Below are 20,250 nucleotides of genomic sequence, written 5' to 3' on the forward strand. Positions count from 1 at the left end.
GTCCGATACTGGGGAACTGAATGACCGAGACAAAATCACAGAGCATCGACCGGCGCGATTTCATGCTCGCATCCATTGCGGCAGCAGGGTCCGTTGCGCTCGCATCCGGGCAGGCACAGGCCCAGACGGGTGATGCAAAACCGGATACCGACGGCAAGGGCTCAGGCACGATCTATACCGGTGATGTCATAGACGGTAAGCGCGTGATTTCCTTTCTCGATATTTCCGATCTGGAAGCGGGCAAGCGGCACAATTTCTATTTCCAGGGCGTGCAGATGCCGACGGGCCAGCATTGGCATGTTTCAGTCACGGTGATGAAGGGCAAGTTGCCCGGCAAGCGGATCGGATTGATCAGTGGCGTGCACGGCGACGAAATGAGCCCGGTGCACACATTGCACACCATCGTGAATCAGCTCGACCCGCAAAAAATGTCCGGCTCTGTTGTCGCTGTCTTCGATCTGTCTCGCCCGGCGCTTGAAGCAATGGCAAGGCGATGGCCGAGTTCAGGACGCGGGATTGACCTTATCGATATCAACCGGCTGTTTCCGGGTAACGAGAACGCACCGGAAGCCGCGGCACGCCACGCCTGGCTGGTGTTCAATCGCCTGCTGCGACCGAATCTCGACTACGGGATCGATTTTCATACCGCAGCCACAGGCATGGATATGACCTCATTTCATCTGGCTCGAATGGACCTGCCGGAAGTTCGGGCGATGGCTGAGCTTTATCCGATAGAGCAGATTTTCGACAATTTCGGCGCCCACGGCCTTCTCGCAAATGCACTGATCGATGAGGGTATTCCAGCCTTCACACCGGAAATAGGCCGACCGCGTATCTTCGATCATGCGATGATTGCCCTTTTTGTCGAAGGCACCATGAATGTTCTCAAACACCATAAGGTCATTGAAGGCAATATAGGCAAAACCAGCAAGGATTCCGGTCTCTTCGCTGCGGATGGAATGGCGCCGGTTCTGACGACACATGGCGGGTTTATCGAACATCACGTTGAACTCAATGAGCAGGTGCAAGCGGGACAAAAAGTGGCTAGTCAGAGAAATTCATTTGGGGAAGTCGTGGCTGAATATTCCGCGCCCGTGGCGGGCAAAGTCGGTGCCAGGCGTACCGATGCCTCATGCGAGCCGGGCACGCCGATCGTCTTCCTCTTATTTGATAGCGCAACCGCCACCGGAACCGGTGGTTTGGCCGAATAAGCGCAATAAAACCTGCAACAGATGAGAGCATGAACATGAAGGTCAGACATTTCTTACTGACAGCACTGGTCGCCGTCAGCTTCGGCGTTCCAAATGGCGCGAGCGCTCAGGACAAGACCGAATCTGAACGGAATCTCGAAGCTTTCCCGGCAGCACCGTCGGGCTCTTACCGTTATGTCATCCATCTTCCGCCACTGGAGAAAGAACAGGATGCCAAGGTTGAAATTATCGCGGGCCGCAACGCAACCGTGGACTGCAATATCAGCTGGTTTGGTGGAAGTTTAACGCCGAGCACCGTCGAGGGCTGGGGCTTTGATTATTTCACTCTGGCGGCAAGCGACCGCATGTCGGGTACGCTCATGGCTTGTCCGGAGGACAGCAAGCGAACCGACTTCGTGCCGGTTCGGGGTGAGAACTTCATGCTCCGCTACAACAGCCGGCTTCCGATCGTCATCTATGCGAAAGATGGCTTTGAAATCCGCTATAGAATCTGGAAGCCATCCGACGAAACGCTCAACGCGAAACGAGGATAGCAGACCCTCGATAAGTTCAGGTGGAGTAATGAAACAATGCCCGGATGCTCAGCATCCGGGCATTGTTTGTATCCGACTTACTGGCTGAAATTCCGTCCATCGGCACGTTTTGAAAAACGCAACACGATGAACCCGGCGAGACCGGCAACGAGCGAGCCAATCAATATGCCGATTTTCGCCTCGTTCTGCAGCAACACGTCATCGAAAGCGAGAAGCGAGATGAAGAGGCTCATCGTGAAGCCGATACCGCACAGAAGCGTCGTTCCCAGCATTTGCGGCCAGCTTGCCCCGGCGGGCAGGCCGACGATTCCGGTTTTCACCAGCAGCAACACCGCGCCAAATATGCCGACAAGCTTGCCGATGGCCAGACCGGCGGCAACACCCATCGTCACCGGTGCGAAGAAGGCTTCCATGCCGAGACCGGAGAAGCTGACGCCTGCATTGGCGAAGCCGAATATGGGCACGATGATGAACGAAACCGGCTTGATGAGGCTATGCTCGAGCAGATGCAGCGGGCTTTCGGAGACGGTCGCTTCAGGCTTCGCGGGGGTGCGTTTGATCGGAATGGTCAGCGCAAGCAAAACGCCTGCAATGGTCGCGTGAACGCCCGAGCGATAGGTGAAGAACCACAGCACGAGGCCCAGCAGAAGATAAGGTGTCAGACGCTTAACGCCGCTCAGGTTCAAGGCGACCAGGGCAGCGACGACTGCTGCAGCCAAACCAAGGTCCATCAGTGAAACGCCGGTTGTATAAAACAATCCGATGACAATCACTGCGCCGAGGTCGTCAATGATGGCAAGAGCTGCAAGAAACACCTTCAGCGATGTCGGAACTCTTGGCCCCAGCAAGGAAATAACACCGAGCGCGAACGCGATATCGGTCGCAGCCGGGATCGCCCAACCATGGGCAGCACCGTTATTGAGATTGAAGGCAAGGTAGACGAGCGCCGGCACTGCCATACCTGCCGCTGCTGCTGCACCGGGCAGAATGCGGCGTGGCCATGACGAAAGGTGGCCGTCAACCATCTCGCGCTTGATCTCCAGCCCGACCATGAGGAAGAACACTGCCATCAGCGCGTCATTGACCCAGTGCTGGACAGAAAGCGGTCCGAGATAGGCATGAAGGGCGCCAAAATAAGCTTCTGAAAACTGCGAGTTCGCCACCAGCAATGCCGCTGCTGCAGAAGCTATAAGCAGCAGGCCGCCTGACGACTCACTATCAAGAAAATTGCGTATAGTATTTTGAATGCGACCAGCCATGGCAGCTCCCTGACAGAAACGGTTAAAAACAGTCTCCGTATTCAGGGTAATCCCTGGGCGCACGCAGCACACGCCATGAAGCCAAGATAGCGACAAATTCTGCGCTTTCAAGTCGTTTATGGAGTTGGAATTCGATTTCTGACGGTATTTATGTGGTGTTACAAGTAAATATGTATAGTTTTTGATTTTTATTTAAATTACTCGATGATTTATCATATTGTAGTTTTATAAATCTTGTTATTTCTTGTTTATCGAGGTTTTAATTTTGATAGAATACCGCTTCGAGCTTTGAGATTATATCAAAATTCAGCAGGTCTGGCCAATGGCGGACTGGACGCTTGACAAGCCGCGCCCAGCTTTCCATGCTCGGCGACACAATTTGAACAAAATTATTCTGGGAACGGAGAGCAGATATGACAATGGGAAAGTTCACCCGGCGCGGTGTGGTTGCTGCATTTGCAGGAATTGTGGCTGTCGGAGCCAGCATCGCTCTTGCACAGGCTCCCGCCTTCTTTCGTATAGGCACCGGAGGAACAGCGGGCACCTATTATCCGATCGGTGGCTTGATCGCCAACGCGATTTCCGGGGCAGGGGATAAAGGCGTTCCCGGTCTGGTGGCGACGGCGGTTTCATCGAACGGTTCGGTCGCCAATATCAACGCTATTCAGTCCGGATCGCTGGAATCCGGCTTCACCCAGTCGGACGTGGCTTACTGGGCGCATACCGGCACCGGTCTTTATGACGGCAAGGGCAAGGTCGAAGATCTGCGCCTGATTGCTACGCTCTACCCCGAAACCATTCATCTGGTCGCCCGCAAGGATGCAGGAATCAAATCCGTTGCCGATCTCAAGGGAAAGCGCGTTTCCATCGATGAGCCGGGATCGGGTACGATTGTTGATGCCCGCATCGTGTTGGAAGCGTATGGATTGAGCGAAAGCGACATCAAGGCTGAACATCTGAAGCCGGGACCTGCAGGAGAGCGTCTGAAGGACGGCGCGCTCGATGCCTATTTCTTCGTTGGCGGCTATCCGACCGGTGCAATCTCCGAACTGGCCACATCGAACGGTATATCGCTGGTTCCGATTTCCGGTCCGGAAGCGCAGAAGATTCTTGAGAAATACTCGTTCTTCTCGAAGGATGCTGTTCCTGCCGATACCTACAAGGATGTCGGTCAGACCGAGACTCTGGCAGTCGCTGCGCAATGGGTGACGAGCGCCAAGCAACCGGATGAACTCGTCTACAACATCACCAAAACCCTGTTTAACGACGACAGCCGAAAAGCACTCGATGCCGGGCACGCAAAGGGCAAGCTCATCAAGCTTGATACGGCAACGACCAGCCTTGGCATTCCGCTACATCCCGGCGCAGAACGCTTCTACAAGGAAGCAGGCGTTCTGAAATAAGCCGACCATTCCGGTTCGGATGAACAAGTTGCACGGAGTTTCACCGGAACTCCGTGCATTTGCTTCCAGTCCGGTACAAAGCATCTTTCAGGTATATAAGCATTTTAAAACAAGCGATTAGAGTGTTTTTTGATTCAAGTGGATCAGCTGCGCTCTGGATGGAGAGGCCAGTATGGTGAGCGAGCAAGAGGCGAAACTGTCGCCCATGGAACTGGATGAAGCCAAGGCGCGCGAGCTAGAAGAGAAATTCGACTCCGAGATTCGCTTTCGCCCGCTGAGGCCGCTCGCAGCCCGCATCGTTGGCGCGCTGCTGATCGCACTTTCCATCTTCCACTATTACACTGCGGGTTTCGGCCTTCTGTCGGAAATGGTGCATCGCGGTATTCACCTTTCCTTCGTACTCGGTCTCGTCTTTCTTGTTTTCCCGTTTTCCCGCAAGGGATACGACAAGCCCACCACATCGTCGTGGCTGAGACCGCTCGGCATTTCCATTATCGATTGGGCGCTGGCAATCATCGCGGTCGTGTCCGTCGCCCACGTTCCAATGATACCGCTCGACGATCTGGCTTTCCGCGTCGGCAATCCGACGACCACGGATGTCGTTCTCGGCGGCCTTCTCATTCTGGTCCTTCTGGAAGCGACGCGACGCTCCGTCGGCTGGCCACTGCCGATCATATCGGTCCTGTTCATGCTCTATGCGCTCTATGGGCAGCATATGCCGGGCATTCTCGTGCATCCCGGTGCAACGGTCAGCCAGCTTGTCGATCATCTTTATCTGACGACACAAGGTATCTACGGTATCGCGCTCGGTGTGGTCGCGACCTATGTTTTCCATTTCGTGCTGTTTGGGGTTTTTGCAACCCGCATCGGTCTCGGTCAGCTGTTTCTGGACTGCGCGGCCTGGGTGGCAGGCCGTTTCGCAGGCGGTCCGGCAAAGGTCTCCATTTTTGGCTCCGCCTTGTTCGGCATGATTTCGGGCTCGTCGGTCGCCAATACGGTGACAGTCGGTTCGCTGACGATCCCGGCGATGATCCGGCTCGGTTATAAACGCCACTTTGCCGCTGCCGTGGAATCAGCATCATCGACAGGCGGGCAGATCACGCCGCCGATCATGGGCGCTGCGGCGTTCCTGATGATCGAATTTCTGAACCTGCCTTATACGACGATCATTCTGGCAGCCATCGTGCCAGCCTTCATGCATTTCTTCGGCGTTCTGATGCAGGTTCATTTCGAAGCCAAGCGCAACGGCTTGCGCGGCATGACGAAGGAAGAACTGCCTGACCTGAAGGAAGCATTCAAGCGCGACTGGCCGACCGTTATTCCGCTGATCGTGCTGATCGGTGTTCTGCTGTCGGGTTATACGCCTTATCTGGCTGCGTTTTGGGGCATTACGCTCTGTATTGCGGTGGGATTGCTCAATCCGCGCAAGCGCATGTCGATAGGCGAGATTTTTGACGGACTGCGCGACGGCGCCAAATATGCACTCGCCGTTGGCGCTGCGGCGGCCACCGTCGGCATTATCGTCGGCGTGGTGACGCTTACCGGCGTTGGCTTCAAGATTTCCTATATCGTGACTTCGACTGCAGGCCAGCTTGCCACCTATTTCGGTACCATTCTGCCTGCCGCCTGGTTCGGTCCGCAGACACTGACGCTGCTTTTCACGCTCGTCATGACGGGGATTGTCTGCATTCTGATGGGCTGTGGAATTCCGACGACAGCCAATTATATCATCATGGCGACAATTGCCGCGCCCGCGCTGGGGCTGCTGGGTGTTGAGCCCATTGTGGCTCACTTCTTTGTCTTTTATTACGGGGTGCTGGCGGATATCACGCCGCCTGTTGCGCTTGCCGCCTATGCGGCGGCAGGTATGGCGGGCGCCGATCCGTTCAAGACAGGCAATACGGCCTTCCGGCTCGGTCTCGGCAAGGTGCTCGTGCCGTTTGTCTTCGTCTTCTCTCCGTCACTCCTGCTGGTTACATCGGACTTCAACTGGCCGGATTTCCTGGTGGCGTTCCTTGGTTGCGCCATAGGCATCACCGCTCTGGGTGCCGCATTGTCAGGTTTCTTCCTGGTGCGGACCAAGGCCTGGGAAAATGTCCTGATGATTTTTGCAGCCATTCTTCTGGTCGCGCCGGAGATTTACTCGTCGATCGTGGGGCTGCTGCTGCTGGTGCCGGTTGTGGTTCGCCATCTCTCTTCGGTGAGGCAGCCACAGGCTGTGTAGGGATTATCGGATCGATGACGCACGGTCGGCAACAAGCCATGCGTCATCGCCGAAACAGCGTTACTGGTTGATTTCAGGCTCGACGAGCTTCTTCAGCTTGTCCAGACATTCTTGCCAGCCGAGATAACAGGCTTCAGCCGGAATTATATCGGGGACGCCCTGCTGTTCGATGTTGATTTCCGTTCCGACCGAAACGGCTTTCAAGGTTATCGTGACCTTCATTTCGCCGGGCAGGTTCGGATCGTCGAAACTGTCCGTATAGACCAGCCGTTCTCCCGGAACGAGTTCCACATATGTGCCGCCAAAGGAATGGCTGTGACCGGTTGTGAAATTCCGGAACGACATTCTGTGTTTGCCGCCGACCTTTGCGTCCAGTTCATAGACGGTGCAAGTGAAGCCATATGGCGGCAACCAGCTGGCCACCGCATCCGGCTCGACGAATGCGCGATAAACCTTCTCCGGCTTGGTGGCAAATACACGGTGCAGGCGAATAGTGCTGGGCATGGTTTCCTCCCTTTGTCGGTTTTCTGTTCAATGGGTATTGGCGGGGTGTTTGAAGAGCAGGCTTATATACCGCTTGAGATGGTCGACACTTTCCACCGCACGCAGCGGATCACCGCTTGCCTTGGCGATGATGAAAGCGCCTTGAATGACCGCCTGCGTATGCAGAGCCAGGCTTTCAGCGGTGAACTCACCTGCAACCGGATAGCGTTCCATCGCGGCTGCGATATCCGGAACAAGCGTGTCTGCATGGCTTGAAATGCTGTCCCAGCAGGCATCGCGGATCACGGAATTGGTCTCGTAGACCTCCTGTGTCATGGTGCCGACGAGACAGGTGAAATCAGGCAACTCGCCTTGAATCAGCTGCTTACGCAACTCGACATAGGCCAGCACGCGCTCAAGCGGGTCTTCGGGAGCATGATAGGTGGCCTCCGCAAAGAACGTGCCGGTCATTTCCGACCAGTAATTCGCGGCAGCAACGGCCAGATCTTTCTTGCTGGAAAAATGATGAAAGAAAGCACCTTTGGATAAGGACGCTTTGTTGCAGATGTCATCGACCGTCGTTGCGGCATAACCCTTGGTGCGAATAACGCTTAATGCTGCATCAAGCAGGTTGGACCGGGTCATTGGATTTTGTTTGCGTGCCATAATCGTGCTCCTTAAGATACAATACCAACTGGTTGGTATGAAATCAAGTGGCCAACCGACGTATCACTATTTGCTGCGGGGAGGGCTGTCGGTGATTGCGATGCGGATGATTCTGAAAGTTGGTTTGGATTCGAGTACAGGGCCGGGTTTGTGGATAAGTTTGATGTCATTGAAAAAGCCCGGAAATCGGGTGTTCTGCAGCAAAATCGAAAATTCTTATTCTTTCTTCGTGACCCTTGCTTGACACTTGTTCGAGAACCCCTTAAACGACCGCTCACACCGGACGGAAACGCCGGTGCGACGCAACCGAAAGGTTGCCGAGAAATGCGCGGGTGTAGCTCAGTTGGTTAGAGTGCCGGCCTGTCACGCCGGAGGTCGCGGGTTCGAGCCCCGTCACTCGCGCCACTTTCCTCTCAACAAATCACTAGATTGAACGTTGACACGAAAGTGGCGCCTACCGCCGTTTTTGCTTCTTTCAAGCCAGAATTGCTGATCGTGAACGGGCATTGAAATGCCCTGTGAATGATTTTTGCAATATCGCAATTCTTCTCCAAACACGCGCTTGACACTTGTTCGAGAACCCCTTAAACGACCGCTCACACCGGACGGAAACGCCGGTGCGACGCAGCCGCAAGGTTGCCGAGAAATGCGCGGGTGTAGCTCAGTTGGTTAGAGTGCCGGCCTGTCACGCCGGAGGTCGCGGGTTCGAGCCCCGTCACTCGCGCCACTTTCCTCTCAACAAATCGATAGATTGAACGTTGACACGAAAGTGGCGCCCACCGCCTTGTCTCTCGGGTCGCCGCATCTTCAAAGAATCTTGATGGAATTGCCGGAGCGTAGCTGTTTCGCCGAACCGTACGCCTGCTATTTGGAAAACTGCTTCCAGGATAGATAGGCGACTGACAGGATGATCGCGGCAATGGCGAGAAGATCGCCGCTGGCGAGCAGATAATGGCTCATACGTGACCTCCTTGCGATACTTTGGCCGACAATGTGCTTCATGATAGCCGGGGCGAACGCGATCTGAAGGCATGGCTTCGCAAAGCTTGCAGCATTTGGAACGCTTCCATTCCAACTTTCTCGATAAACGCGAACGGAATTTCTCAATGTCCGCGCCGCAGGCACTTCGCGACAATTTGAGTTGGCGAGAAGCGGCCCATTTGGTCCATGCATTGCCATGGAACGAATTTCCTGTTTTCAATCGCGTGAAATCGGATGACAGGAACGGATCGCTGCGACGATGACCCGACGCGCTTATCTTGGTGTGCTTGCAACGTTTTTGATTCTTGCCGGGTGTGGCACACCCCGCGCTGTGCTGTGGCATGGACCGAATTCAAGCCCGCAATCGGTGGCCGCAGCCGAAGCCGCTATCGTCAAGCCTGCAAAACCGGCGGCGGTAGTTCCTATTTATGTTGCGACGAGCCGCCAGCGCTCGGATAATTTCTCGCAGCCTTACAATTCAAAGCGCTCGGAAACGCTGAATTTTGCGCAGGTTGATGTCGGGATTCCGGCAGCTCACGTCAAAGGACAAGTTGAGTCTACCGGCTACAAGCCTGATCCCGCCAAAAATTTCGCTGCCACGGCATTCCAGCCTTACGACAATGCCGAGCAGTTTCTCGCGCAATTGAATGCCGCCCTGGCGAAGCAGGGACCGAAGGACAAGGAAATCCTGATCTTCGTGCATGGCTACAACAATAATTTTGCCGACAGCACATTCCGCACTGCGCAATTTGTCCATGATTACAAAATGAAGTCGGTGGCGGTCGAATATGCCTGGCCGTCGGGCGGCGATCTTGGGCTTTATGTCTATGATCGTGATAGCGCGGACTTCGCACGTGACGGTCTGGCGCGATTGCTGGAACTCGTCGCCCGCAGCAAGGCGGAGCGTATTGTTCTCGTCGGGCACTCCATGGGCAGCTTCGTGACTATGGAGGCTCTGAGAACCTTGTCGCTCCGTGGCGAAAAGAATGTGCTGCGTCGCATCAATGCGCTGTTGCTCGCCGCACCGGACATCGATCTCGACGTGTTCGAAAAACAGATCAAGGATATCGATCCCATGCCGCGCCCAACGGCGGTGATGACATCGCGCAGCGATCGCGCGCTCGGGGTCTCATCCTTTATTACGGGCGGCCATGCGCGAGTAGGGGACGGCACCAGTATTCCGACGCTCCAGAAATATGGAATCGCGGTGATCGACGCTACCGATTTGGATGGAGGCGAACATAATGTCTTTGCATCGTCGCCATCGCTCATGGCTCTGGTCAGTGATGGCAGCCTTTCGCTGGATGCTCTGAACGGGCGGGAGAAGCAGACAACGGGGCAGGCGGTGCTGGCAGACGGTGCCTCTGCAATCAAGGGAGCTGCATCGCTTGTGCTTTATCTGCCCGGTAGGCTGGTCGGGGCAACGGCTTCTGCTGCTCCATGAGTTCATTTTAAAGCGAGAGCTGAAACCCCCAACTTTCATTCCCAAGTTGCAGGCAATTGATTCTCCTGGCGATTGCTAAGCCGACCAGTCCGTGCGACTTTTCCTCACGAAATTATGATCTTTTCATGTTATACGGGTTTTCAGTGGGATATGCGGGCTTGATGCCATGGCTTGTTAAGCATCTTGGCTCGTCTTTGCCCAATAGATCATGCCGGAGGGGTTGCGCTTGCGAACGCGCTGCGATAACCGTCCCGGCGAAAAGCGCTTAGTTCGCACGGCATGCCTTTTGAAGCTGCTTGGGCGACGAGGTTGCAACAGATGCAATGTGTCGCATGGTCGTCAGCTCCAAAAAGCTTATGACAGGCGGCGCAGCCTCGTATTCAAGCCGGATAAAGGACCATGAACGAGCTTTTAAGTTCCTACCTGCCGATCGTCATCTTTCTCGGCATTGCGATGGTAATTGGTGTAGCCCTCCTGGTTGCGCCGTTTCTTGTCGCCTATAGACAGCCCGACCCCGAAAAGCTTTCTGCTTACGAGTGCGGCTTCAATGCCTTCGATGACGCCCGTATGAAGTTCGACATCCGTTTCTATCTGGTGTCGATTCTTTTCATCATCTTCGATCTGGAAGTCGCCTTCCTTTTCCCATGGGCTGTGTCCTTTGGCGAAATTGGCTGGTTCGGCTTTGCATCGATGATGGTGTTCCTTGGCGTTCTGACCATCGGTTTCATTTATGAATGGAAGAAGGGAGCGCTGGAATGGGATTGACCACAGCCAACACAACGCTCGTGGCTCCGCAGCCGAAGGGCATTCTTGACCCGCGCACGGGCAAACCTGTCGGTTCCGACGATGCATTCTTCAACGATCTGAACAGCGAACTGTCCGACAAGGGGTTCATTGTCACATCCGCTGACGCTCTGATTACCTGGGCGCGTACCGGTTCGCTGATGTGGATGACCTTCGGTCTCGCCTGCTGCGCCGTGGAAATGATGCACATTTCCATGCCGCGCTACGACGCCGAGCGCTTCGGTATCGCTCCGCGCGCATCACCGCGTCAGTCCGACGTGATGATCGTTGCCGGCACGCTGACCAACAAGATGGCACCCGCTCTCCGCAAGGTCTACGACCAGATGCCGGAGCCGCGTTACGTTATCTCGATGGGTTCCTGCGCCAATGGCGGCGGCTACTACCACTATTCCTATTCGGTGGTGCGTGGCTGCGATCGCGTGGTTCCGGTCGATATTTATGTTCCGGGTTGCCCTCCGACCGCTGAAGCACTGCTCTACGGCATTCTGATGCTTCAGAAAAAGATCCGTCGCACGGGTACGATTGAGCGCTGAGCCGGTTATCGACCGGTTTGCGCAAGACAAGTTTTGTTAGGGTTCGACTGCCTGCCATCCCCTGAAAAGGGCCTCCCAAAAGGCAAGTGCGGTGTGAGTTCTAAAGAAGGAAGTTAGGAAAATGAGCGAAGAAGCTCTCGGTGAACTTTCCGGCTATATCAAGGAACGCCTCGGCGACGCGATCGAAGAGGCGAAACTTGCCTATGGCGAGTTGACGCTTTCGGTTCCGGCCGCGAGCATCATCAGCGTTCTGACCTTCCTACGTGACGACGTGCAGTGCCAGTTCGTCAACCTGACGGATATTTCAGGCGTCGACTATCCGCAGCGCGCCAAGCGCTTCGATGTCGTTTATCAGCTGATGTCTCCGCGCCAGAACCAGCGCATCCGCGTCAAGGTTCAGGCTGACGAAGATACGCTGGTGCCTTCCGCAGTGCCGGTCTTCGTTGGTGCCGAATGGTTCGAGCGCGAAACCTACGACATGTACGGCGTTCTCTTCTCCGGCCATCCGGATTTGCGCCGCATCCTGACCGACTATGGTTTTGAAGGCCATCCGCTGCGCAAGGACTTCCCGCTCACCGGCTTCGTTGAAGTTCGTTATAACGACGAGCTGAAGCGTGTCGTGTACGAGCCTGTCCAGCTGCGTCAGGAATTCCGCAACTTCGACTTCCTCTCGCCTTGGGAAGGAACGGATTACGTTCTGCCGGGCGACGAGAAAGCCAAGGCGAACTGAGGGCATACTCATGGGCGCAGGCGAAAGATTGAACGGTCAATGTCTTTGCGGAGAGGTGAAGTTCACTGCTTCTCCGGTGAAGATGGAAATGGATGTCTGCCATTGCAGCATGTGCCGGCGTTGGTCGGGGGGTGCTTTCATGGCCGTCAATTGCGGCACTTCGGTTGAAATCGAAAACGAAGCTGCCCTGGCGACTTACTCTTCTTCGGAATGGGGCGAACGCCGCTTCTGCTCGAAGTGCGGTTCGTCGCTGTTCTGGCGCGGTGTCCATGATGGAATGACGGTTGTTTCGATGCAGGCCTTTGCCGAGCCGGAACGTTTTCATTTCGCCGAAGAAATCTTCATCGATAACAAGCCTGCGAATTACGATTTTGCCAATGACACCCACCGGATGACCGGCGAGGAGTTCTTGGCGGCTCTTGCAGCCAAACAGGAAGCTGAACATGGCTGAGACTCAGGTCCGCAATTTCAATATCAACTTCGGTCCGCAGCACCCTGCCGCGCACGGCGTGCTGCGTCTGGTGCTTGAACTCGACGGTGAAGTCGTCGAGCGCGTCGATCCGCATATCGGTCTGCTGCATCGCGGCACCGAAAAGCTGATGGAAGCCAAGACCTATCTTCAGGCTCTGCCTTATCTCGACCGCCTCGATTACGTGGCGCCGATGAACCAGGAGCACGCCTATGCACTCGCCGTCGAACGCCTTCTGGGCATCGATGTGCCGAAGCGTGGCCAGCTGATCCGCGTTCTCTATTCGGAAATCGGCCGTATTCTGAACCATCTTCTGAACGTGACCACGCAGGCCATGGACGTCGGTGCGTTGACGCCGCCGCTCTGGGGCTTCGAAGAGCGCGAAAAGCTGATGGTGTTCTACGAACGCGCTTGTGGCGCACGTATGCACGCAGCCTATTTCCGTCCGGGTGGCGTCCATCAGGACCTGCCGGATCAGCTCGTTGAAGACATCGGCAAATGGATCGATCCGTTCTTCAATACGCTCAACAATCTTGATGATCTCATCACGCCGAACCGTATTTTCAAGCAGCGTAACGTCGATATCGGCGTCGTGAAGCTGGAAGATGCATGGGCATGGGGCTTCTCGGGCGTCATGGTGCGTGGTTCAGGCGCGGCATGGGATCTGCGCAAGTCGCAGCCTTACGAGTGCTACAACGAGATGGAATTCGACATTCCGATCGGCAAGAACGGCGACTGCTATGATCGCTACCTGATCCGTATGGAAGAAATGCGCCAGTCGGCACGCATCATGCGCCAGTGCGTTGATCTTCTGCTCGGCAAGGAGCGCGTCGGTCCGGTTTCCAATGCCGACAACAAGATCGTGCCGCCTAAGCGCGGCGAGATGAAGCGCTCGATGGAAGCGCTTATCCATCACTTCAAGCTTTACACGGAAGGCTATCACGTGCCTGCCGGTGAAGTTTACGCAGCAGTTGAAGCACCGAAGGGTGAATTTGGCGTCTTCCTCGTGTCGGACGGCTCCAACAAGCCTTATCGCTGCAAGCTGCGCGCTCCGGGCTTTGCCCATCTTCAAGCCATGGATTTCCTGTGCCGCGGCCATATGCTGGCTGACGTGTCGGCAATTCTTGGCTCGCTCGATATCGTGTTTGGTGAGGTTGACCGCTGATGTCCGTTCGCCGTCTCGCAGATGATGCCGTCCAGCCAGCCGCTTTCGCGTTCAACGCGGAAAATCAGGCATGGGCGCACAAGACGATCGCAAAATTCCCCGAAGGCCGTCAGCAGTCGGCTGTTATTCCGTTGCTCATGCGTGCGCAGGAGCAGGACGGCTGGGTCACGAAAGCTGCTATTGAACATGTCGCAGGCATGCTCGAAATGCCGCTGATCCGCGTTCTGGAAGTCGCGACTTTCTATACGCAGTTCCAGCTGAAGCCGGTTGGCACACGCGCTCACATTCAGGTTTGCGGCACCACGCCATGCATGCTGCGTGGTTCGGAAGCGCTGATGGATGTCTGCCGTCACAAGATCAACCACGACCCGTTCGAGCTCAATGCCGACGGAACGCTGTCGTGGGAAGAAGTGGAATGCCAGGGCGCCTGCGCCAACGCACCGATGGTCATGATCTTCAAGGATGCCTATGAAGATCTGACGCCGGAGCGTCTTGCCGAAATCATCGATGCTTTTGAAGCTGGCAAGGGCGACACCGTGAAGCCGGGCCCGCAGGATGGACGTGTGACGTCCGAGCCGATCAACGGCCTGACCGCTCTGACCGAAGATCTCGACTACAAGAAGGTCGGTCTTGAGACCCGCAAGGCATCCGATGCCGCCGCAGCCAAGGCGAAGGCCGAAGCTGAAGAGAAGGCAAAGGCTGAAGCCGCCGCAAAAGCTGCCGACGAAGCGAAGAACGTCGCTCCGTCGAATGCTGCAAAGCCGGTAACCAATGCGCCTGAAACCGATCCGGCGCTCAAGACGCCTTCGGATGTCAAGGTGTCGAAGGCTGCCGAAAAGGCCGCGTCGGTCGACAGCAAGCAGGCATTCAAGCTTGATGACAAGAACCGCCCGGTTGCCATGGAGCGTCCGGAAGCTGTCGATGATCTGAAGCTGATTTCCGGCGTTGGCCCGAAGATTGAGGAAACCCTGCATGAGCTGGGCATCTTCACCTTCAAGCAGGTCGCTTCCTGGAAGAAGGCCGAGCGCGAGTGGGTCGACGGCTATCTCAGCTTCCACGGTCGCATCGAGCGTGAAGACTGGGTAAAGCAGGCCAAGGCTTTGGCCAAGGGCGGCGTCGAGGAATACATCAAGGTATTCGGAAAGAAGCCGGTATGATGACTTCGATATTGGCAAACACGAACGGAAACAGGTGAGACATGCTGGCTGATAAAGATCGCATCTTCACCAATATTTACGGCTTCAAGGATCAGTCCCTGAAGGGTGCCATGGCGCGCGGCCATTGGGACAACACCAAGGGTCTGATCGAAAAGGGCCGTGACTGGATCATCGACGAGATGAAAGCGTCGGGCCTGCGTGGCCGTGGCGGCGCAGGCTTCCCGACGGGTCTCAAGTGGTCGTTCATGCCGAAGCAGAGCGACGGTCGCCCGCATTATCTGGTCGTCAATGCCGACGAATCCGAGCCGGGCACCTGCAAGGACCGCGAAATTCTGCGCCACGATCCGCATACGCTGATCGAAGGCTGCGTAATCGCCGGTTGCGCCATGGGCGCACACACCGCCTATATTTATATTCGCGGCGAGTTCATGCGTGAGCGTGAAGCGCTGCAGGCCGCTATCGACGAGTGCTACGAAGCCGGTCTGCTCGGCAAGGGCAACAAGTGCGGCTGGGATATGGATGTTCTCGTATCCCACGGCGCCGGTGCTTACATCTGTGGCGAAGAAACGGCTCTGCTCGAAAGCCTTGAAGGCAAGAAGGGCCAGCCGCGTCTGAAGCCTCCATTCCCGGCAAATATGGGCCTTTATGGCTGCCCGACGACCGTGAACAACGTGGAATCGATTGCCGTTGCGCCGACGATCCTGCGTCGTGGCGCGGCCTGGTTCTCGTCCATCGGACGCCCGAACAACGTCGGCACCAAGCTGTTCCAGATTTCGGGTCATGTGAACACGCCTTGCGTCATCGAAGAAGGCCTCGGCATTCCGTTTCGTGATCTGATTGAAAAGCACGGCGGCGGCATTCGTGGCGGCTGGGACAATCTGCTGGCGGTTATTCCTGGCGGTGCATCGTGCCCGGTCATCAAGGGCGAAGACATGATGGATGCCATCATGGACTTTGACGGCATGCGCGATAAGAAATCGTCGTTCGGCACCGGCGGCCTGATCGTCATGGACAAGTCCACCGACATCATCAAGGCGATTGCCCGTCTGGCAGCGTTCTTCAAGCACGAGAGCTGTGGCCAGTGCACGCCTTGCCGCGAAGGCACCGGCTGGATGTGGCGCGTGATGGAACGCATGGTCAAGGGTAACGCGCAGAAGCGTGAAATCGACATGCTGTTTGATGTGACCAAGCAGATTGAAGGTCACACGATCTGCGCTCTCGGTGATGCTGCTGCATGGCCTATTCAGGGCCTGATCCGCAATTTCCGTCCGGAAATTGAAAAGCGCATTGACGATTATACCCGCAACGCCGTTCAGAGCCGCAATATCCGTCTGGAAGCAGCGGAATAAGGCTTAACGAGTTGCATGCGGTTTGAAGAAGACCGCTCGAAAGTTTGAGATCTGGAAGATGCGGCATAAGCCGCAGGTTTGGATAAGCGATGGCAAATATTAAGGTTGACGGCACAGAGATCGAAGTACCCGATCACTATACGCTCCTTCAGGCTGCCGAAGCCGCGGGGGCTGAAGTCCCGCGTTTTTGTTTCCACGAACGGCTTTCCATCGCCGGAAACTGCCGCATGTGCCTTGTTGAAGTAAAGGGCGGACCGCCGAAGCCGGCGGCATCCTGCGCCATGGGCGTGCGCGATCTGCGTCCCGGCCCGAATGGCGAAGCGCCTGAAATCTTCACCAATACGCCGATGGTCAAGAAGGCCCGCGAAGGCGTGATGGAATTCCTGCTCATCAACCACCCGCTGGATTGCCCGATCTGCGATCAGGGCGGTGAGTGCGATCTGCAGGATCAGGCAATGGCTTTCGGCACCGACGGTTCGCGCTATCGCGAGAACAAGCGTGCCGTTGAAAACAAATATATCGGTCCGCTCGTCAAGACGGTGATGACGCGCTGCATTCACTGCACGCGCTGCGTCCGCTTCACGACGGAAGTTGCGGGCATTTCGGAACTCGGCCTCATCGGTCGTGGCGAAGACGCCGAGATCACCACCTATCTCGAACGCGCCATGACGTCGGAACTGCAGGGCAACGTTATCGATCTTTGCCCGGTTGGCGCTCTGACCTCGCGTCCTTACGCGTTCCAGGCCCGTCCGTGGGAACTGAACAAGACCGAAACCATCGATGTGATGGATGCGGTCGGTTCGAACATCCGCGTCGACACCCGTGGCCGCGAAGTGATGCGCGTCATGCCGCGTGTCAATGAAGCGGTGAACGAAGAGTGGATTTCCGACAAGACCCGCTTCATCTGGGATGGCCTGCGCACCCAGCGCCTCGACCGCCCTTATGTTCGCAGGGATGGCCGTCTGGCCGCCGCAAGCTGGCCGGAAGCTTTTGCCGCTATTGCTGCCAAGGTCTCCGCAACCTCCGCCGACAAGATTGGCGCAGTCGCTGGCGATCTGGCTTCGGTTGAAGAAATCTATGCGCTGAAGGGCCTGATGGCTTCGCTCGGCTCCGCCAATATCGATAGCCGTCAGGATGGCGCTGCTCTCGATCCGGCGCTGGGTCGTGCAAGCTATCTCTTTAACGCAACGATAGAAGGCATTGAAAACGCTGATGCTTTGCTCATCATCGGTTCCAATCCGCGCGTGGAAGCCGCAGTCCTGAACGCACGTATTCGCAAGCGTCAGCGCATGGGTCATTTCCCGGTCGCCCTGATCGGCGAACAGGCTGAACTGCGCTACGAATATGAATATCTGGGTGCTGGCGCTGAAACGCTTGGCTCGCTCGCTGCTGGCAAAAACGCATTCCGCGACGTGCTGGCCAAGGCCGAGCGTCCGCTGATCATCATCGGTCAGGGCGCGCTCACCGGCGAAAACGGTTCTGCAGTTTTGTCGACCGCAGCCAAGCTTGCTCAGGACGTCGGCGCCATCAAGGACGAGTGGAACGGCTTCTCCGTTCTGCACACTGCCGCTTCGCGCGTTGGTGCTCTGGATCTCGGCTTCGTGCCGGGTGAGGGCGGCAAGGTGGCTGGCGACATGCTGGGTAATCTTGATGTCGTGTTCCTGCTCGGTGCAGACGAACTCGACATGACCAAAAAGGGTTCGAGCTTCGTCGTTTACATCGGCACGCACGGCGATGCCGGCGCACACGCTGCCGACGTTATTCTGCCGGGCGCAGCCTACACGGAAAAGTCGGGCACCTGGCTCAACACCGAAGGTCGCGTGCAGCTTGGCAGCCGCGCCGGTTTCGCACCGGGCGAGGCAAAGGAAGACTGGGCAATCCTGCGCGCTCTTTCCGACAGCCTTGGCAAGCGCCTGCCGTTCGATTCGATGCAGCAGCTTCGCGCCAAGCTCTATGCGGACTATCCGCATATGCTGGCCATCGACACCATCACGCCTGCTTGCGCCGACGATCTCGTCGCGCTGGCAGCGAAAGCATCCAATCCGGGCGGCGGCGCTGCGTTCGTTTCCCCGGTCAAGGACTTCTACCTGACGAACCCAATTGCGCGCGCTTCCGCCGTCATGGCCGAATGCTCGGCGCTCGCGGCTGGCGGCTTCCAGCAGGCTGCCGAGTAAGCGAGAGAGAGACGGAACAATGGAAGGTATTTTTGCAGCTTACGTCTTGCCCGCGCTTATCATAGCGCTGAAGTCGGTCGTTCTGCTCGTCGTATTGCTGATCGTCGTCGCTTACCTGCTTTACGCAGATCGCAAGATCTGGGCAGCGGTACAGCTTCGCCGCGGTCCGAACGTTGTCGGTCCCTGGGGTCTGTTCCAGGCTTTCGCCGACTTGTTGAAGTTCGTCTTCAAGGAACCAATCATTCCGTCTGGCGCAAACAAGGGTGTCTTCCTCCTTGCGCCTTTCGTTTCTGCCGTGCTTGCAATGGCAACCTGGGCGGTCATTCCGGTCAATGAAGGCTGGGCCATCGCCAATATCAATGTCGGCATTCTCTATATCTTCGCCATTTCTTCGCTCGAAGTTTACGGCGTGATCATGGGTGGCTGGGCATCGAACTCGAAGTATCCGTTCCTCGGTGCGCTTCGTTCGGCTGCACAGATGGTTTCCTACGAAGTTTCCATCGGCTTCGTGATTGTCACGGTTCTGCTGACGGTTGGCTCGCTCAACCTCACCGACATCGTGCTTTCGCAGAATACGGGCCTTGGAACCATGCTTGGCCTTCCGGCTTCGTTCCTCGACTGGAACTGGCTGGCTCTGTTCCCGATGTTCGTGATCTTCTTCATTTCGGCACTTGCCGAAACGAACCGTCCGCCATTCGACCTCGTCGAAGCTGAATCCGAACTCGTGGCCGGTCACATGATCGAATATTCGTCCACGCCGTTCCTTCTGTTCTTCCTTGGCGAGTATGTGGCGATCACGCTGATGTGCGCCCTGATGACGACGCTCTTCCTCGGCGGCTGGCTGCCTCCGGTGGACGTGTGGTTCCTCAACTGGGTTCCGGGCATCATCTGGTTCATGCTGAAGCTCTGCTTCTGCTTCTTCCTCTTCGCAATGGTGAAGGCTTTCGTTCCGCGTTACCGCTACGACCAGCTGATGCGCCTTGGCTGGAAAGTGTTCCTGCCGATCTCGCTCTTCATGGTTGTCGCAACCGCGACCTTCCTCAAAGTCTTCGGTCTGGCGTAAGGAGTAATAACTATGGCTTCATTCGCTCAAGCAGCCAAATCGCTCCTGCTCAAGGAATTCGTCGGCGCGTTCTTTCTTTCCATGCGCCAGTTCTTCGCGCCCAAAGCGACGTTGAACTACCCGCATGAAAAGGGTCCGGTCTCTCCGCGTTTCCGTGGGGAGCATGCGCTGCGCCGTTACCCGAACGGTGAAGAACGCTGCATCGCCTGCAAGCTTTGCGAAGCGATCTGCCCGGCGCAGGCCATCACCATCGAGGCCGGTCCGCGCCGCAACGACGGCACCCGCCGCACGGTGCGTTACGACATCGATATGGTGAAGTGCATCTATTGCGGCTTCTGCCAGGAAGCATGCCCGGTGGATGCCATCGTGGAAGGTCCGAATTTCGAATTCGCGACCGAAACCCGCGAAGAACTCTACTATGACAAGGACAAGCTCCTTGCCAATGGCGACCGTTGGGAACGCGAAATCGCGCGCAATATCGCGATGGATGCGCCATATCGCTGATTGGTTTTGCTGAAACCTCGTTTCGGCATCCGGTTTGAAAAGCGGCAACAGGAAGGGGCGGCCCATCTTGTTGCTGGAATTTAAGTTTCGCGAATATT

The 20,250-nt window shown here is 56.4% G+C and carries 18 protein-coding genes and 2 tRNA genes; 17 read left to right on the forward strand and 3 right to left on the reverse strand.

Going from position 1 to position 20,250, the window contains the following annotated elements:
• Positions 1–20: 20 nt before the first annotated feature.
• Together CES86_RS19160 and eco are read left to right on the forward strand one after the other, a co-directional pair.
• Positions 21–1,211, forward strand: coding sequence for a succinylglutamate desuccinylase/aspartoacylase family protein (locus CES86_RS19160; RefSeq protein WP_094515099.1), 1,191 nt, complete (start codon positions 21–23; stop codon positions 1,209–1,211).
• Between the two features lie 35 nt (positions 1,212–1,246).
• On the forward strand, positions 1,247–1,744 hold the full coding sequence (gene eco, locus CES86_RS19165) for a serine protease inhibitor ecotin (RefSeq protein ID WP_231771373.1): 498 nt from the start codon (positions 1,247–1,249) through the stop codon (positions 1,742–1,744).
• Between the two features lie 77 nt (positions 1,745–1,821).
• Here the strand turns inward: eco and nhaA are convergent, their stop codons facing one another.
• Complete coding sequence (gene nhaA, locus CES86_RS19170; protein ID WP_010661165.1) at positions 1,822–3,003, reverse strand: Na+/H+ antiporter NhaA; 1,182 nt, start codon at positions 3,001–3,003, stop codon at positions 1,822–1,824.
• Between the two features lie 413 nt (positions 3,004–3,416).
• Here nhaA and CES86_RS19175 point away from each other — a divergent pair, with 413 nt between their 5' ends.
• Both CES86_RS19175 and CES86_RS19180 read left to right on the forward strand, forming a co-directional pair.
• Positions 3,417–4,406, forward strand: a complete 990-nt coding sequence (locus CES86_RS19175; RefSeq protein WP_010661166.1) for a TAXI family TRAP transporter solute-binding subunit — start codon at positions 3,417–3,419, stop codon at positions 4,404–4,406.
• A 172-nt stretch (positions 4,407–4,578) separates the two neighbouring features.
• A complete protein-coding gene (locus CES86_RS19180) occupies positions 4,579–6,630 on the forward strand; it encodes a TRAP transporter permease (RefSeq protein ID WP_094515100.1) in 2,052 nt (683 codons plus the stop codon).
• A 60-nt stretch (positions 6,631–6,690) separates the two neighbouring features.
• Here CES86_RS19180 and CES86_RS19185 read toward each other — a convergent pair whose 3' ends face one another.
• Together CES86_RS19185 and CES86_RS19190 are read right to left on the reverse strand one after the other, a co-directional pair.
• Positions 6,691–7,134, reverse strand: a complete 444-nt coding sequence (locus tag CES86_RS19185) for an SRPBCC family protein (RefSeq protein WP_012092264.1) — start codon at positions 7,132–7,134, stop codon at positions 6,691–6,693.
• A 27-nt stretch (positions 7,135–7,161) separates the two neighbouring features.
• Complete coding sequence (locus CES86_RS19190; RefSeq protein ID WP_094515101.1) at positions 7,162–7,779, reverse strand: TetR/AcrR family transcriptional regulator; 618 nt, start codon at positions 7,777–7,779, stop codon at positions 7,162–7,164.
• 328 nt (positions 7,780–8,107) lie between these two features.
• On the opposite strand from CES86_RS19190, the gene CES86_RS19195 reads away from it, so the two are divergent.
• The 13 genes from CES86_RS19195 to nuoI all read left to right on the forward strand — a co-directional run bounded on the left by CES86_RS19195 (position 8,108) and on the right by nuoI (position 20,152).
• Positions 8,108–8,184: transfer RNA gene (locus CES86_RS19195), tRNA-Asp, on the forward strand.
• Positions 8,185–8,429: 245 nt separating this feature from the next.
• A tRNA-Asp gene (locus tag CES86_RS19200) sits at positions 8,430–8,506 on the forward strand.
• 513 nt (positions 8,507–9,019) lie between these two features.
• Positions 9,020–10,204, forward strand: a complete 1,185-nt coding sequence (locus CES86_RS19210) for an alpha/beta hydrolase (protein WP_029925027.1) — start codon at positions 9,020–9,022, stop codon at positions 10,202–10,204.
• A gap of 399 nt (positions 10,205–10,603) precedes the next feature.
• Complete coding sequence (locus tag CES86_RS19215; RefSeq protein ID WP_006466588.1) at positions 10,604–10,969, forward strand: NADH-quinone oxidoreductase subunit A; 366 nt, start codon at positions 10,604–10,606, stop codon at positions 10,967–10,969.
• Positions 10,960–11,541: a NuoB/complex I 20 kDa subunit family protein gene (locus CES86_RS19220; RefSeq protein WP_010661172.1), complete on the forward strand. Its 582-nt coding sequence runs from the start codon at positions 10,960–10,962 to the stop codon at positions 11,539–11,541. Before CES86_RS19215 ends, CES86_RS19220 begins: the two co-directional genes overlap by 10 nt.
• Positions 11,542–11,662: 121 nt before the next feature.
• Positions 11,663–12,271, forward strand: coding sequence for an NADH-quinone oxidoreductase subunit C (locus CES86_RS19225; protein WP_010661173.1), 609 nt, complete (start codon positions 11,663–11,665; stop codon positions 12,269–12,271).
• A gap of 10 nt (positions 12,272–12,281) precedes the next feature.
• On the forward strand, positions 12,282–12,722 hold the full coding sequence (locus tag CES86_RS19230) for a GFA family protein (protein WP_010661174.1): 441 nt from the start codon (positions 12,282–12,284) through the stop codon (positions 12,720–12,722).
• Positions 12,715–13,905 (forward strand): NADH-quinone oxidoreductase subunit D, encoded by a 1,191-nt coding sequence (locus CES86_RS19235; RefSeq protein WP_010661175.1) that lies wholly within the window; start codon positions 12,715–12,717, stop codon positions 13,903–13,905. Before CES86_RS19230 ends, CES86_RS19235 begins: the two co-directional genes overlap by 8 nt.
• Positions 13,905–15,062, forward strand: a complete 1,158-nt coding sequence (locus CES86_RS19240; protein WP_010661176.1) for an NADH-quinone oxidoreductase subunit E — start codon at positions 13,905–13,907, stop codon at positions 15,060–15,062. Before CES86_RS19235 ends, CES86_RS19240 begins: the two co-directional genes overlap by 1 nt.
• A gap of 41 nt (positions 15,063–15,103) precedes the next feature.
• Positions 15,104–16,411, forward strand: coding sequence for an NADH-quinone oxidoreductase subunit NuoF (nuoF, locus tag CES86_RS19245; RefSeq protein ID WP_010661177.1), 1,308 nt, complete (start codon positions 15,104–15,106; stop codon positions 16,409–16,411).
• Positions 16,412–16,500: 89 nt separating this feature from the next.
• Complete coding sequence (nuoG, locus tag CES86_RS19250) at positions 16,501–18,585, forward strand: NADH-quinone oxidoreductase subunit NuoG (protein WP_094515103.1); 2,085 nt, start codon at positions 16,501–16,503, stop codon at positions 18,583–18,585.
• Between the two features lie 19 nt (positions 18,586–18,604).
• Positions 18,605–19,648 (forward strand): NADH-quinone oxidoreductase subunit NuoH, encoded by a 1,044-nt coding sequence (nuoH, locus tag CES86_RS19255; RefSeq protein WP_010661179.1) that lies wholly within the window; start codon positions 18,605–18,607, stop codon positions 19,646–19,648.
• Between the two features lie 12 nt (positions 19,649–19,660).
• A complete protein-coding gene (gene nuoI, locus CES86_RS19260) occupies positions 19,661–20,152 on the forward strand; it encodes an NADH-quinone oxidoreductase subunit NuoI (protein ID WP_007874549.1) in 492 nt (163 codons plus the stop codon).
• The last annotated feature ends 98 nt before the right edge of the window (positions 20,153–20,250 follow it).

It is taken from the genome of Brucella lupini (genome assembly GCF_002252535.1).
GTDB classification, from domain to species: Bacteria; Pseudomonadota; Alphaproteobacteria; order Rhizobiales; family Rhizobiaceae; genus Brucella; species Brucella anthropi.